Raw genomic sequence first — 15,075 nt, 5'->3', positions numbered from 1 at the left:
GGGAGCGACCACATGCCACTTTACGAGTATGAATGCGCGCACTGCGGCACCTTCACGGCGCTGCGCAAGATGAGCGAGTCGCAGGACCCTGCGCCATGCGAATTCTGTGGCGACCTGGGCCAGCGCATCCAGTCCGCACCGCGCCTCGCGGTGCTGGATAAGGCCAGTCGTATCGCCCATGAACGCAACGAGAAATCTGCACATGCACCGCGCGCTGCGCGCCGTTCCAGCTGTGGTTGCACCGGTGGTCACACCTGCAAACCGGCCGCGGATACGCAAGCCAGCAACACCAGTGCGCCCGCCAAACAGAAAGGAAGCTTATTGAAGATGCAAACCAAAAAGACCGCACGTCCATGGATGCTGGGCCATTAGGCCGCCCATCCACGGCGTGGATCGCCACGCTCGCTAAGCAACACGCGCTACCCCTTTTTTTACCAGGAGAAATCTGATGACATACTTTAACCGACGTCGATTCATGACTGGCATGGGCGCCCTGGTGGGCGCACTGCTGACAGCCGGGATCATGAGCGCGCCTTCCATGGCCGCTGATTTCCCGACTGCCAAGGTCAACACCACCAAGCTGGCTGTGACGGACAAGACCGTCAAGGTCGGTATCCTGCACTCGGCCACCGGCACCATGGCCATCAGTGAAACCGGTTCCATCCAGGCCGAGAAGCTGGCCATCGCCCAGATCAACGCCATGGGCGGTGTGCTGGGTCGCAAGATCGAAGTGATCCAGGAAGATGGCGCCAGTGACTGGCCTACCTTCGCGGAAAAGTCCAAGAAGCTGCTGGTGAACGACAAGGTCGCCACCGTGTTCGGCTGCTGGACCTCGGCCTCACGCAAGGCGGCGCTGCCGGTGTTCGAAAAGGAAAACGGTCTGCTGTTCTACCCGACCTTCTATGAAGGCCTGGAGCAATCCAAGAACGTGTTCTACACCGGCCAGGAAGCCACCCAGCAGATCCTTGCTGGTCTGGACTGGATCGCCAAGGAAAAGAAAGCCAAAACCTTTTACCTGATCGGTTCTGACTACATCTGGCCACGTACCTCCATGAAGATCGCCCGTAAACACATCGAGCAGCATCTGGGTGGCAAGGTGGTGGGTGAAGAGTACATCGCACTGGGTGACACGCAATTTGGTTCCGTCATCAACAAGATCAAGCTGAAGAAGCCGGATGTGATCTACGCGGCTGTGGTGGGTGGCAGTAACGTGGCCTGGTTCAAGCAGCTGAACGCCGCTGGTTTGAACTCCAGCAAGCAGACCATGCTGACCATCTCGGTGACCGAGGACGAAGTGCTGGGTATCGGTGGTGAGAACCTGGCCGGCTTCTACTCGGCAATGAAGTACTTCCAGAGCCAGAAGAACCCAAGCAACGAGAAATTCGTTGCCGAGTTCAAGAAGATGTGGGGGCCTAAATCCGTGATCGGTGATGTGACCCAAGCCGCTTATCTGGGCCCATGGTTGTGGAAAGCTGCAGTAGAGCGTGCCGGTAGCTTCGATGTGGACAAGGTGGCTGCTGCATTGCCTGGCTATGAGTTCAAGGATGCGCCAGAAGGCTACGTCAAGGTCGATGCCAACCATCACCTGTGGAGCAAGCTGCGTATCGGCAAGTGGCGTACCGATGGTCAGGCCGACGTGGTATTCGAGTCCGAGCTGATCGCACCGGATCCGTTCCCAAAGGGTTATCAATAATAGCCATCGTATCAAGTAAGGCTTTAGAAGCTAAAGCTTTAGAAACAAGCGCAGCGTTATCCGTTACAGCCTGAGCAGTCACAAGTCGAGCAATGGATAGCGTTTATCAACCAGGCCTGACGGCAACCCGCAAGGGTTGCCGTGTAGTGCCAACCAGATACACCACTGAACGTACTACTAATCATGGCTACAAGCGTGAGTTTGTACGCGCATGCGGGTTCCCATAGTTAACGCAAGAGTCAAATGCAAGGGGTCGGATGATGTTCGATTATTCAATGGCAGAAATAGGCAATATCGTGGTGATGCAAGGGTTTTCCGGCATCAGCCTGTTCAGTGTCCTGCTGCTGATGGCACTCGGCCTGGCTGTCATCTTCGGCCAGATGGGGGTCATCAATATGGCCCATGGTGAATTCATGGCGCTGGGCGCCTACACCACGGTCTTGTTCTCGCAAGTGGCGGTGAGCTATGACATCGTCAGCTACTACTTCATCTTCGCCATTGTGGCGGCATTCATCGTCGCCTTCATTGTCGGTTATCTGGTCGAATACGGCCTGATCCGGCATCTGTATAAACGTCCACTGGACACGCTGCTCGCGACCTGGGGCTTGAGCCTCATCATGCAGCAGACCTTCCGTTCCATCTTCGGGGCCAAGGAAGTCAGCGCTACGCTGCCGGACTGGCTGCTGGGTTCGTTCCAGCCTACGCCCGATATCGATATCCCCATCAACGGTGTGTTCGTGCTGGTACTGGCCGCAGTGGTCACGGTCGGTGTGTACATCTTCATGTTCCGCTCACGCTGGGGCCTGCGCATGCGCGCCACGGTGCAGAACCGCATCATGGCCGGTGCCGTGGGCATCAACACCAAGAAGGTGGACCGGGTGACTTTCGCCCTCGGTTGCGGCATTGCCGGTGTGGCCGGTGCAGCGTTCACCACCATCGCCTCTACCGGGCCGACCACCGGTTCTCTGTATATCGTGGACAGCTTCATGGTGGTGGTGTTCGGTGGCGCCGCCAGCCTGTTGGGTACCATCGCGTCTGCCTTCGGCATCGCCCAGGCGCAATCGATCCTCCAGTTCTTCATGACCAGCTCCATGGGCAAGGTCGCCACACTGATGGTGATCGTCGGCATCCTGATGATGCGCCCTGAAGGCCTGTTCGCATCCAAGCTTCGCAAATAAGGAGAGATCGTATGACGGTAACCATGAGCAAGATTCTGGGCGGCAGGGAGGGCGCCATCGGCCTGGCCGTGCTGGCCCTGCTGATCCTGGTGATACTCCCCTTGTCGCTGGACCTGTTCCGGCTGGGGCTGGTAGGCAAGTACACCACGTATGCCTTCGTGGCGGTCAGTCTGGTGTTGTTGTGGGGCAATGGCGGTATTCTGAGCCTGGGGCAGGGCATTTTCTTCGGCCTGGGGGGTTACCTGATGGCGATGTTCCTCAAGCTGGAAGCCTCGGACCCGATCAGCACCAAGATCCAGACCACACCCGGCATCCCGGACTTCATGGACTGGAACCAGCTGACTGCCTTGCCCTGGTTCTGGGAGCCGTTCAACAGCCTGCCATTCACCATTCTGGCCATCCTTACCATCCCGGCGCTGTTTGCCTTCATCATCGGGTTTGCCATGTTCAAACGGCGCGTGGGCGGCGTGTATTTCGCCATCATCACCCAGGCCATCGCGCTGATCCTGAGCATCCTCATCGTCGGTCAGCAGGGCTATACCGGTGGCGTCAACGGCATCACCGACCTCAAGACCATGCTGGGCTGGGACATCCGCAACGACGGCGCCAAGTACATGCTCTACTACGTCAACGCCTTGCTGCTGATCGGCAGCATCCTGCTGTCGCGCTACATCCTGTCCAGCAAGTTCGGCATGCTGCTGTTGGCCATGCGCGACAAAGAGGAGCGTGTGCGCTTCTCCGGTTATGACGTATCCAACTTCAAGATCTTCATCTTCTGCGTGTCAGCGCTGATCTCGGCGGTAGGTGGCGCGATGTTCACGCTGCAGGTGGGTTTCATGTCACCGTCCTTCGTGGGCATCGTGCCTTCCATCGAAATGGTGATCTTCGCCGCCGTGGGCGGGCGCATGTCGCTGATCGGTGCGGTGTACGGCACCCTGCTGGTCAACTTCGGCAAGACCATGTTCTCGGAAACCTACCCGGAACTGTGGCTGTTCCTGATGGGCAGTTTGTTCATTGCCGTGGTGATGTTCTTCCCTAACGGCCTGGCCGGTGTGTGGGACAAGTATGCCAAACGGGTGGGCTTCATCCGCCGCATCATGGAAGGCAAGGGCAAGGCAGACAACACCAGTGCTGACAGCAATACACAGGGAGCAAAAGCATGAGCATCACCGACTTTGTGCTGGCAGTGGAAGACCTCACGGTCTCGTTCGATGGCTTCAAGGCGGTCGACAAGTTGACCATGTATATCGACAAGAACGAACTGCGCGTGGTGATCGGCCCTAACGGTGCCGGCAAGACCACCGTGCTGGACCTGATCTGCGGCAAGACCAAATCCACCTCGGGCTCGATCAAGTTCAAGAACCAGGAGCTGACCAAACTTTCCGAGCACGAGATCGTGCGGGCCGGTGTGGGGCGCAAGTTCCAGACGCCGTCCATCTACGAGAACCTCAGCGTGTATCAGAATCTGGAAGTGTCCTACCCCAAGGGGCGTGGCGTGTTCGGCAGCCTGTTCTTCAAGCAGACCGCGGAAGTGGAGAACCGGGTGCGCGAAGTGGCCGCCGAGATCCTGCTCAGCGATGCGCTGGACATGGAAGCCGCTTTGCTCAGTCACGGCCAGAAACAATGGCTGGAGATCGGCATGCTGCTGATGCAGGACCCGGAACTGTTGATGCTGGACGAACCGGTGGCCGGCATGAGCGCCAAGGAGCGCGACCAGACCGCCGACCTGCTCAACCGGATCTGCAAGAACCGCTCGGTGATCGTGATCGAACACGACATGGAGTTCGTCAAAAAAATCGCCCACAAGGTGACCGTGCTGCATCAAGGCAAGATTCTTGCTGAAGATCCCATGGACAAGGTGCAGGCGAACGAGAAGGTCATCGAAGTCTATCTGGGTCACTGAGAGGGTCATCACATGTTTGAAATCGAAAACCTGAACGTCAGCTATGGCCAGAGCCGCGTGATCCACGGCCTCAGCTTCAAGGCGAACAAGAACGAAACGCTGGCCATCATGGGCCGTAACGGCATGGGCAAGACCACCTTGTTCAAATCCCTGATGGGCATCCTGCCCAGCACCAGCAGCAAGGCGGTGGTGGATGGCGTGGATCTGAATGGTGCCGACAGCTATCAGCGTGTGGCCAGCGGGCTGGCTTATGTGCCGCAGGGCCGCATGATCTTCCCCAACATGACGGTGCAGGAGAACATCGAGACCGGGCTGGAGAAATCCAAATCACGCGAGATCCCGGAAGACATCTTCGCCCTGTTCCCGGTGCTGCACGAGATGCGCCACCGCAAGGGCGGCAACCTGTCCGGCGGTCAGCAACAACAACTGGCCATCGCACGCGCGCTGGTCACCAACCCCAAGGTGCTGCTGCTGGATGAGCCTACCGAGGGCATACAGCCGTCCATCATCAAGGACATCGCCAGGGTGCTCAACGAGATCCGCAAGATGCGCGAGATCACCATCATCGTGTCGGAGCAGGTGCTGAGTTTCACCATGGACATCGCCGACCGCATCATCGTCATCGACAAGGGCACCTTCATCCACGAAGACCTGCGCGACAACGTGGACGCCGCCAAGATCAAAGGCTATCTGTCTGTTTAAGTGGCAGCTTAGGTGCGCATGACATTGACGCAGGTGAAGTGCGTATGGCATTGGCGCAAGTGACGTGCCCATGACATCAATGCAGGCGACGACGCCCGGCGGCTGGCAGGCGGAGCTCAAGCTGCAATTCGAGCAGCGCATGGGCCGCAGCTTGCTGGCCAGACGTGCGCATCGCGGCCCGCTGGTGGTGCAAAAGCCGCTCTATCCGGAAGGCGATGCCGTCTGTCACGCCATCATCGTGCACCCGCCAGGGGGTGTGGTGGGCGGCGATCAGCTCAGTCTGCAAGTGCAGCTGGCTAGCTCCGCGCACGCGCTGCTGACCACGCCTGGTGCAGGCAAGTGGTACAAATCCGGAGGGCGTCTTGCCAGTCAGTCCCTGCAGTTCGAGGTGGCGGATGGCGCAGTGCTGGAATGGCTGCCACAGGAGAACATCCTGTTCGATGGCGCTGAAGTTGCTTGGAACAGTCGTATGCAGCTGAGCGCAACGGCAGTGTACGCAGGTTGGGACATCCTCTGTTTCGGGCGTCAGGCCAGTGGCGAACACTGGCAACGCGGTGTGCTCGGACAGCGCCTGACCTTGCAGCGCGAAGAAAGGCTGTTGTGGCAGGAACGCAGTCAACTAGAGCCGGATGCGCTGTGCATGCAGTCGGTGGCCGGTTTGCGTGGCTGCCCGGTGGTGGGCAATTTTGTGGTGGCGGCCGGTGCCGTACCTGCCGCCTTGATCGACACCTGCCGCGAGATCGTGCCCGATGCGGGTGCATGGCATGGCGTCAGCGTGGTGCAGAACGTGCTGGCGGTGCGCTACCTGGGACACTCTGCGAGCCAGGCACGCCGTTATTTTGAAGCGCTGCGTCAGGTGCTGCGTCCCTGGTATGCAGCACGCGCCGCTTTGGCACCACGCGTATGGAACACCTGAGTCAGCATGAAGGAGCACAAGACGGTTTATGGAACTCACCCCACGTGAAAAAGACAAGCTGCTGCTGTTCACGGCCGCTTTGCTGGCCGAGCGCAGGCGTGCACGCGGCCTCAAGCTGAACTACCCGGAAGCGGTGGCTTATATCTCGGCTGCCATCATGGAAGGCGCCCGTGACGGGCGCACCGTGGCTGAACTGATGGGCGATGGCGCGACCCTGCTGACACGTGAAGACGTGATGATCGGCGTGGCCGAGATGATCCCCGAGATCCAGGTGGAAGCCACTTTCCCCGACGGCACCAAGCTGGTGACCGTGCACAACCCTATCGTGTAAGGAGGCCGCATGACGTCAGCCCATACTGCCAGTACCACAACAAACATCACCCCCGGCGAACTGCAGGCCGCACCGGGCGAGATCGAACTCAATGCCGGGCGCGCCACCGTGACGCTGGCCGTGGCCAACACCGGCGACCGGCCTATCCAGGTCGGTTCGCATTACCACTTTTTCGAGACCAACGACGCGCTGGCGTTCGATCGTGCGCTTGCCTATGGCTTCCGGCTGGATATCGCTGCCGGTACCGCCGTGCGCTTCGAGCCCGGCCAGACCCGCACCGTGCAACTGGTGGCGCTGGCTGGTGCCCGCAAGGTATATGGCTTTGCCGGTCGGGTCATGGGAGCACTCGAGTGAGTGCGGCGGAAGTGAGCAGCGCTCGAAGGAGTGCGGCAGGGTTGAGCAGCGCTCGAATGAGCGATCTAGAAGTAGGTAGTGATCGAGTGAAGTTCGCAAGTGCTGGAGTGCGTTTATGAGCGTCAAGATCAGTCGACAAGCCTATGCCGAGATGTTCGGCCCCACCGTGGGCGACCGTTTGCGCCTGGCCGACACCGAGCTGTGGGTGCAGGTGGAGCAGGACTACACCATCTACGGCGAGGAAGTGAAATTCGGCGGCGGCAAGGTCATCCGCGACGGCATGGGTCAGGGTCAGGGTCTGGCGGCTGAAGTGGCCGATACCATCATCACCAACGCCCTCATCATCGACGCCGAACTCGGCATCATCAAAGCCGATGTGGGTCTCAAGAACGGCCGCATCTGGAAGATAGGCAAGGGCGGCAACCCGGATATCCAGCCCGGCGTGACCATCCCGGTGGGCGCGGGTAGCGAGGTGATCGCGGGCGAAGGCATGATACTCACTGCCGGTGGCATCGACAGCCATATCCACTGGATCTGCCCGCAACAGATCGAAGAAGCGCTGATGTCCGGCGTGACCACCATGCTGGGTGGCGGCACTGGTCCGGCCACCGGCACCTATGCCACCACCTGTACGCCCGGCCCCTGGCACATCCACCGCATGTTGCAGGCTGCTGAAGCCTTCCCCATGAACATGGGCTTTTTCGGCAAGGGCAATGCCAGCCTGCCGGAACCGCTGCGTGAGCAGGTGGAAGCCGGTGTGATCGGCCTTAAATTGCATGAAGACTGGGGCACCACGCCTGCCGCCATCGACAACTGCCTCACCGTGGCCGACGAGATGGACATCCAGGTGGCCATACACTCCGACACGCTCAATGAATCCGGCTTTGTGGAAACCACGCTGGCCGCGTTCAAGGGCCGCACCATCCATACGTTTCACACCGAAGGCGCGGGCGGTGGCCATGCGCCGGACATCATCAAGGCCATCGGTTCGCTCAACGTGCTACCGTCCTCCACCAACCCGACCCGCCCCTATACGGTGAACACCATAGACGAGCATCTGGACATGCTCATGGTGTGCCATCACCTGGACCCTTCCATCGCCGAGGATATCGCCTTTGCCGAGAGCCGCATCCGCCGCGAGACCATCGCCGCGGAGGACATCCTGCACGACACCGGTGCTTTCTCCATGATGTCGTCCGATTCGCAGGCCATGGGCCGCGTGGGCGAGGTGGTGATCCGCACCTGGCAGACCGCACACAAGATGAAGCTGCAGCGCGGCACTTTGCCGCAGGATAGCCCCCAGCACGATAACTTCCGCGTACGTCGCTATATCGCCAAATACACCATCAACCCGGCCATCACGCATGGCATCTCGCATGAAGTCGGCTCCATCACCCCCGGCAAACTGGCCGATCTGGTGCTGTGGAAACCGGCCTTCTTTGGCGTGAAACCCAGCCTCATCCTCAAGGGCGGCATGATCGCGGCGGCCGCCATGGGCGATGCCAATGCCTCCATCCCCACGCCACAGCCCGTGCATTACCGGCCCATGTTCGGCAGCTTCGGCAAGGCGCTCAATACCTCGGTCACCTTCGTGTCGCAAGCTGCGCTAGCTAACCCCGCCATTGCTGCGCTGGGGTTGCACAAACCGCTGGTGGCCGTGCGTGATTGTCGTGGTGTGCAAAAGACCGACATGGTGCTCAACGACGCGCTGCCTGTCATCGATGTGGACCCGGAAACCTATGTGGTGCGTGCCGATGGCGAGCTGCTAGTGTGTGAGCCCGCCAGTGTGCTGCCCATGGCGCAACGTTATTTCCTGTTCTGAGTGCTGGATTAAAGCGCTTGTTGACCAATGCTGGATTAAGCCAAAACGCGATGATACACCTGATTGAAGTGCTCCCCGCTGGCAGTGAGCCACGCATCGACGATGCGGTGGCGCTGCCGTTCGACCTGCGCCAGAAGAGCCGCTTGCGCCTGACCCTGCGCTCGGGGCGCGAAGCTGCATTGTTTGTCGCGCGCGGCACCATCCTGCGCGGTGGTGACCTGCTGCGTGCCGAGGACGGGATGATTGTGGAAGTACAGGCGGCCCCGCAGGCGGTCATGGATGTGTATGCCGATAGCGCACAGGCGCTGACCTGTGCTGCCTATCACCTCGGTAACCGTCATGTGCCACTGCAGGTCGGCCCGGACTGGCTGCGGCTGGAGCAGGACCATGTGCTCAAGGACATGCTACATGGGCTGGGCGTCCAGGTGCGCGACTGGCAGGCGCCATTCGAACCCGAAGCCGGTGCCTACGGCAGCGGCCATCGTCATCACGGCGATGAGGAAGCCCCCAGCCTGCGGCCGATATTGCGATTGAAGAAGCCGGCATGAGTGCCGCCCACATCAAGGCTGTGCCTGTCATCGGCTCCCCGCTGGCGCTGACACGCTTGCTGCAACTGGCCAGTCCCATGCTGCCAGTCGGGGCGTACAGCTATTCGCAAGGCCTGGAATGGGCCATCGAGTGTGGCGATGTGCATGACCTGGCCAGTGCGCAAACCTGGATAGGCGATGTGCTGCACATCTATCAGGCCGGGTTCGAGCTGCCCGTGTTGCAGCGCTTGCATCAGGCCTGGCAGGCGGACGATATGACGCTTTTACAGCACTGGGATGCCTATTTCCAGGCCGGGCGCGATACCGCCGAAGCACACGCCGAGAGCCGCCAGATGGGCTATTCGCTGGTGCGCCTGCTGCAAGGGCTGCAGACGCTGCCCGAGCCGGTGTTGGCGCGATTCGAGCAACTGGCCGAGCCTGCCTTTCCGACCATTTACGCAGGCGTGGCTTACCACTGGCATATTCCGCTGGCGCAGGCCATGCAGGCCTATGCCTGGTCCTGGGTGGAGAATCAGGTCAGCGCGGCCATGAAGACCGTGCCGCTGGGTCAGGTGGCCGGCCAAAAGATGCTGTTCGCACTGGGCGCGGAATTGCCTGCGCTGGTGGCAACGGCCATGCAGCGCGATGATGACGGCATCAGTAATTTCTGCCCGGCACTCAGCATCGCGGGCTGTCGCCACGAGACCCAGTACACGCGGCTGTTCCGCTCATGAGGCGGCAGCCATCAACGACCCAACTAAGTACCTTGTTGCAAACCAGAAAGTGACCTCATCATGAAAGAACCTCTACGCGTAGGCATAGGCGGGCCGGTCGGCTCAGGCAAGACCGCGCTCACGCTGGCGCTGTGTAAACGGCTGCGCGATGTGTACAACATCGCCGTGGTCACCAATGACATCTACACCAAGGAAGACGCCGAATTCCTCACCCGCAATGAAGCGCTGGTGCCGGAGCGCATCATCGGGGTGGAGACAGGCGGTTGCCCGCACACCGCCATCCGCGAAGATGCCTCCATGAACCTGGAAGCGGTGGCGCAGCTCAGCAAACGCTTCGCACCGCTCGATATCGTGTTTGTGGAGAGTGGTGGGGATAATCTGGCGGCCACCTTCAGCCCCGAGTTGTCCGACCTGACCATCTACGTCATCGACGTGGCGGCGGGCGAGAAGATCCCGCGCAAGGGCGGGCCCGGCATCACCAAGTCCGATCTGCTGGTGATCAACAAGATCGATCTTGCCCCCATGGTGGGTGCCTCGCTGGAAGTCATGGACCGTGACGCGCGGCGCATGCGCGGCGAACGCCCGTTCCAGTTCAGCAACCTCAAGACTGGCCATGGCCTGGAAGCTATCGTCAGGTTCATCGAAAAACAGGGCTTGATGCAGTGATGTGCGATGTATGACAGGGCAAGTATGTAACGTGTGGGTCGGCACAGTGCGCAATCGCTGCCCATCACCATGTGCTGCTGTGACGTGTCTATCAGGGCCGTGCAGCCGCCAGCATTAAACTGGCAGCTGCAATGCTGCGATCAATACCAATAGAAAGGTCCACCATGAGAACACCATTTCCATCCAACTGGGCGCTGGCACTGGGCCTGCTTGTATTGCCATCGCTGGCGCTTGCACACCCCGGACATGTGCTGGCCAGTGCCAATGCGGGTTTCCTGCACCCCTTCAGTGGCCTCGATCACCTGCTGGCCATGCTGGCGGTCGGCCTGTGGGCCGGGCGTCTGGGCGGCGCAGCACGCTGGCAATTGCCGTTGATGTTCATGGCGGTGATGATGCTAGGCGCGCTGACCGGTCTGGCAGGCAGCCCTCTGCCGGGTCTGGAAAGCGGCATCGCCGCCAGTGTGCTGGCCTTGGGACTCATCCTTGCCATGCGCCTGTCACTGCAGCGTCCGCTGCAACTTGGCCTGGTCGGCCTGTTCGCGCTGCTGCATGGCTGGGCACACGGCGGCGAGCTGGGCGCGCAAGTGGCGGCCCTGGTGGGGATGTTGCTGGCAACAGGCTTGCTGCACGGCATCGGCCTGCTGCTCGCGCACCAGCGCTTTGCGCTGGCAGCAACCTTGCAACGTACGCTGGGCGCAGGCATCGCCATGGCGGGCGCCTGGATGCTGCTGGCTTGACTGGATGTATGAGGATTATTCTTCCGTCATTCCGGCGTAGGCCGGAATCCAGGCAGTTCAGGCTGAATCGTGCTATCGATTTTGATGGCTTAGTCTAAAGCTGCAGAAAGCTAGGGCGGACTCGCTTCAGCAGTCCGCCGAATCCAAGAATGCGGCGCACCGCAAGCGGGTGCACCCTACGCGCTGGCACATCTCGATGCCATCAGGGGGGGTGTCCATTTTATTGCCCTACGCGTCCAGGTCATCATTGCCACCCAGGCCATCTCGAATATCCAGATCCGTCATTCCGGCGTAGGCCGGAATCCAGTCAGTCAGGCTGAGTCGTGCTGTCGATTTTGATCGCTGAGTCTAAAATTGCAGCCTGGTCGTCGCGCTGGCTACCGAAACTCCGCCTGCATCAACTCACGTGTGATATCGCCATAGCCAGCCTGCACCAGCAGGGCACGCTCGATGTAGCGGCTGACCTGCGCACGCAGGACGGGTACACGTGCTGCGTCCACAAACGTCGCCGGATATTTGAAACTCAGCCAGGCATACAGGCTGATGTCCTGACTCAAGCGCTCAGCACGCTCCAGATGCTGCGGCCCGGTGCCTGCCAGCCAATCCACATCGTCGGGCAGGAATTTGCGTGTGTGCGTGGCCACCGCCTTGAGGCAACTCAGGAAGTAATCCAGTTCGTGTGCCTTGTCCAGCGACACGGGCGCGCAGGCGAAGCGGAATTTGTCAGCCAGATCCAGTTGCGGCGTATGCAGGTCGATGAGCTGGCCCAGCGCGATCTGCACCCCTGCACTGGCATATTCGAACAGGTTCCCTTTCGTCTGCCGCTCGCCGAAGCGTTCCAGCAGTTCACCGATGCGGCCGGTATGCAGGCGCGCCGAACTTTGTTCTATGCTGCTCCACACCGGCGCTACCGGCAGACGTTGCAGCTCGCTGTGGTCCGAGGTGGTCAGCATGTGCTGCAGATGCAGCAGTTCGTCGTTCTCGAAGGCGGTGACGTAGCCGGTCGGGTACAGGCCATAACGCCCGGCACGCCCGGCGATCTGCCGCGTCTCGGTGGCCCCCAGCAGGCGGCTCGCCAGGCCATCGAACTTGTGTAGTGTGCTGAACACTACGCGGCGTATCGGCAGGTTCAAGCCCATGCCGATGGCATCGGTGGCCACCAGGATATCCGCCTCACCTTCTGAAAAACGCCGTGATTCGGTACGCCTTACTTCGGGCGACAGCGCACCGTAGATGGAGGCCACGCGCCAACCCCATTGCCGCAGTCGTGCGCTCAGGGTCAGCACATCCTTGCGCGAGAAGGCGATCACCGCATCGCCTTTTTGCAGCTTGCCCTTCAGAGAGGCGCGACGATAGCGTGCGCCGCACAAGGCCTGTTCCTCCAGATGCAGCGGCGTCATGCGTTCCAGTCGCGTGATGTCGTAGTGCTCACCCATGGCCTCGACCGCTTGCAGGCACAGGCCGGTGACCGCATCCGAGCCGCAGATGAACACCTGTTTGGCAGGCGCGCCAACCAGTGCCGCAGTCCAGGCGTGGCCGCGTGCTTCATCCTGCAGCATCTGGATCTCGTCGATGATGGCCACGTCCACGATCTGGTCCGCCCGCATCATCTCCACCGTGCAGGCGGTGTGCCGCGCACCCGGAATCAGCTGGCGCTCTTCGCCTGTGACCAGATTGCAGGGCACCCCGGCGGCCAGCAGACGGTCACGTACTTCCATGGCCAGCAGGCGCAACGGCGCCAGATACACGCCGGACTCGGCTTGCTGCAGTACCTGCAGGGCATGGTAGGTCTTGCCGGAATTGGTCGGCCCCAGATGGAAATGCAGATGCCGGCCCAGGCTGCGGGCGACCGGGAAACTGGCTGGGTAGCTGAGGTCTGGAGAGGTTGAGCGTGTCATGGTCATGTCAGGTGAGCTGAGCTGTCATTCTAATCCAGTCCGCTAATCCAGCTCCGGCCTGGAAACCGACATTGCTTGACCTCGGCGCATGCTGCATGCGGCTTACGTGGGTGAATTGTTCGTCTTTGTTTGTTCGATGAAATGGAATTCACTGCGGCCTTGATGGTACGGATATTGCGCACTAGCAGCCCTGCTACTGCAAATCAGTGACTTGGCTCAGATGGCAACGGCAATCTGGTTTATAGCAGCCACCATTGGTTGATATAAGCCATTTTTTGGCGGGTGCAGTCTTTGTTTTCCTAAATTTTTTACTGAAAGATTTACCCAAGTGAGAATGCCTAACTACCCCATTATGCTGCTGATTGCTGCGCTATTGAGTGCTGGATGCGCATCAAAATATGCGGAAGCACCGACACCAACCAAGTTTGAAGCCAGTGAACAAGGCAAGCTGCAGGCCGCCAGACATTGGGAGCTGATTGCCAAAAACATATCCGGCAGGCTGATTGCCGATATTCAATCCAAGGTCAGCAAGAGCGACAGGATTTACGTGGAGACGGCGCAGAAATCCGCTTTCTCACGTTCGGTTTCACTCGATCTGATTGCAGCGCTGACCAAAACTGGTTACCGCGTGATCAAGCCCAGTGGCAGTGTCCGGCCTGATGCGCTGAGCTACTCCGTAAAAATTGACGTGGAAACAGAAGTGCTGGAGTTTTCAAAAGGACGAACCCAGGCGGCTGCCGTTGGCGTTCCTAGCATGATTGCTTCCGGGTTGTGGGTGCTTGATCTGCTTGAAACGACGCCTGCGGGTGGTTTGACACTGGCGGCATTCGGGTTCGATGCGTACAACTGGTTCAACCAGCAAAAGATCAATGGACCGGTGCCAAAAACGGAAATCATCATTGATCTGGTTACCTCCAAAGACGGAGAGTACCTTGCTGTGACCAAGGACATTTACTATGTCGCCGAGTCTGACAAGCGGCTTTATGAGAATTTACTGAAGAACTACAGACTGGTCGGAGAAGCCAAGTGAGAATCTTAATTACAGCGCTTAGTCTGGTCGCGTTATCCATGCTGCTGGGCTGCAACACCTATTCAAGCAACCTGCGTAACAAGAACATCTCCGGCGAGGAGTTCATCAACAGAAACCACAAAGCCGTCGATAGTTTGACGACACAAATGTCCGGCAAGGTGCACAAGGATTATCCGATTGTGATATCCACCATCGTCAATATGAACCAGTTGTCGCAAACGTCCTCGTTTGGACGCCTGCTGACGGAGCAGATCTCTGGTCGCTTCACTCAGCAAAAATACAGTGTCGTCGAGATGAAGATGAGAAATGATGTGCTGATCAAGGATGATCAGGGCGAGTTTCTGCTGACACGCGAGTTGAAAGACCTGGCGACATCGGTAAGTTCACAGGCTGTGGTAGTTGGCACTTATGCAGTGAATGGAACTGATGTCTTCGTGAATCTCAAGGTGGTGCAGCCCAATACCAATCTGGTTCTTGCTGCTTCAAGTTATTCGATTCCAAAAACCCGCAACATGGTGGACATGCTGCGTTAAACATTGCTTCGACCTATCGTTGACGCCGGCCTGAGTGCTTACATTCAGGCT

17 protein-coding genes are annotated in these 15,075 nt (G+C 59.5%); 16 read left to right on the top strand and 1 reads right to left on the bottom strand.

Features of this window, described 5'->3' with window-relative positions:
• The first annotated feature begins 12 nt into the window (after nt 1–12).
• The 14 genes from ED236_RS06950 to ED236_RS06885 all read left to right on the top strand — a co-directional run bounded on the left by ED236_RS06950 (nt 13) and on the right by ED236_RS06885 (nt 11,563).
• Nucleotides 13–372: an FmdB family zinc ribbon protein gene (locus ED236_RS06950; protein WP_123237240.1), complete on the top strand. Its 360-nt coding sequence runs from the start codon at nt 13–15 to the stop codon at nt 370–372.
• Nucleotides 373–448: 76 nt separating this feature from the next.
• The gene (urtA, locus tag ED236_RS06945; RefSeq protein WP_123237239.1) at nt 449–1,693 is read left to right on the top strand and encodes an urea ABC transporter substrate-binding protein; all 1,245 of its coding nucleotides are present in this window, start codon (nt 449–451) and stop codon (nt 1,691–1,693) included.
• A gap of 260 nt (nt 1,694–1,953) precedes the next feature.
• Nucleotides 1,954–2,871: an urea ABC transporter permease subunit UrtB gene (gene urtB / locus ED236_RS06940; protein WP_123237441.1), complete on the top strand. Its 918-nt coding sequence runs from the start codon at nt 1,954–1,956 to the stop codon at nt 2,869–2,871.
• 11 nt (nt 2,872–2,882) lie between these two features.
• The gene (urtC, locus tag ED236_RS06935; protein ID WP_123237238.1) at nt 2,883–4,034 is read left to right on the top strand and encodes an urea ABC transporter permease subunit UrtC; all 1,152 of its coding nucleotides are present in this window, start codon (nt 2,883–2,885) and stop codon (nt 4,032–4,034) included.
• Nucleotides 4,031–4,774, top strand: coding sequence for an urea ABC transporter ATP-binding protein UrtD (urtD, locus tag ED236_RS06930; protein ID WP_123237237.1), 744 nt, complete (start codon nt 4,031–4,033; stop codon nt 4,772–4,774). The genes urtC and urtD overlap by 4 nt, the downstream gene beginning before the upstream one ends.
• A 12-nt stretch (nt 4,775–4,786) precedes the next feature.
• Nucleotides 4,787–5,476: an urea ABC transporter ATP-binding subunit UrtE gene (urtE, locus tag ED236_RS06925; RefSeq protein WP_123237236.1), complete on the top strand. Its 690-nt coding sequence runs from the start codon at nt 4,787–4,789 to the stop codon at nt 5,474–5,476.
• 70 nt (nt 5,477–5,546) lie between these two features.
• Entirely contained in the window at nt 5,547–6,392 is an 846-nt protein-coding gene (locus tag ED236_RS06920) for an urease accessory protein UreD (RefSeq protein ID WP_123237235.1), read from the top strand.
• 28 nt (nt 6,393–6,420) lie between these two features.
• Nucleotides 6,421–6,723, top strand: a complete 303-nt coding sequence (gene ureA, locus ED236_RS06915; protein ID WP_123237234.1) for an urease subunit gamma — start codon at nt 6,421–6,423, stop codon at nt 6,721–6,723.
• Between the two features lie 45 nt (nt 6,724–6,768).
• Entirely contained in the window at nt 6,769–7,077 is a 309-nt protein-coding gene (locus ED236_RS06910; RefSeq protein WP_123237440.1) for an urease subunit beta, read from the top strand.
• A 115-nt stretch (nt 7,078–7,192) separates the two neighbouring features.
• On the top strand, nt 7,193–8,899 hold the full coding sequence (ureC, locus tag ED236_RS06905; RefSeq protein ID WP_123237233.1) for an urease subunit alpha: 1,707 nt from the start codon (nt 7,193–7,195) through the stop codon (nt 8,897–8,899).
• A 50-nt stretch (nt 8,900–8,949) separates the two neighbouring features.
• Entirely contained in the window at nt 8,950–9,447 is a 498-nt protein-coding gene (ureE, locus tag ED236_RS06900; RefSeq protein ID WP_123237232.1) for an urease accessory protein UreE, read from the top strand.
• Nucleotides 9,444–10,160 carry an urease accessory protein UreF gene (locus ED236_RS06895; protein WP_193726074.1) on the top strand — a complete coding sequence of 239 codons (717 nt, stop codon included), beginning with the start codon at nt 9,444–9,446 and terminating at the stop codon, nt 10,158–10,160. The genes ureE and ED236_RS06895 overlap by 4 nt, the downstream gene beginning before the upstream one ends.
• 60 nt (nt 10,161–10,220) lie before the next feature.
• Nucleotides 10,221–10,826: an urease accessory protein UreG gene (gene ureG, locus ED236_RS06890; RefSeq protein ID WP_123237231.1), complete on the top strand. Its 606-nt coding sequence runs from the start codon at nt 10,221–10,223 to the stop codon at nt 10,824–10,826.
• A gap of 164 nt (nt 10,827–10,990) precedes the next feature.
• Entirely contained in the window at nt 10,991–11,563 is a 573-nt protein-coding gene (locus ED236_RS06885) for a HupE/UreJ family protein (protein WP_123237230.1), read from the top strand.
• A gap of 377 nt (nt 11,564–11,940) precedes the next feature.
• Here the strand turns inward: ED236_RS06885 and ED236_RS06880 are convergent, their stop codons facing one another.
• Nucleotides 11,941–13,467 carry a helicase-related protein gene (locus ED236_RS06880; RefSeq protein WP_123237229.1) on the bottom strand — a complete coding sequence of 509 codons (1,527 nt, stop codon included), beginning with the start codon at nt 13,465–13,467 and terminating at the stop codon, nt 11,941–11,943.
• A gap of 328 nt (nt 13,468–13,795) precedes the next feature.
• On the opposite strand from ED236_RS06880, the gene ED236_RS06875 reads away from it, so the two are divergent.
• Nucleotides 13,796–14,491: a hypothetical protein gene (locus ED236_RS06875; RefSeq protein WP_148042263.1), complete on the top strand. Its 696-nt coding sequence runs from the start codon at nt 13,796–13,798 to the stop codon at nt 14,489–14,491.
• Between the two features lie 38 nt (nt 14,492–14,529).
• On the top strand, nt 14,530–15,024 hold the full coding sequence (locus ED236_RS06870) for a FlgO family outer membrane protein (RefSeq protein WP_123237227.1): 495 nt from the start codon (nt 14,530–14,532) through the stop codon (nt 15,022–15,024).
• The last annotated feature ends 51 nt before the right edge of the window (nt 15,025–15,075 follow it).

The sequence above is a fragment of the Pseudomethylobacillus aquaticus genome, from assembly GCF_003730115.1.
Taxonomy (GTDB): Bacteria; Pseudomonadota; Gammaproteobacteria; order Burkholderiales; family Methylophilaceae; genus Pseudomethylobacillus; species Pseudomethylobacillus aquaticus.
The sequence above is the reverse complement of the archived record's forward strand: the minus strand, read 5'-3'. Positions and strand labels throughout refer to the sequence as shown.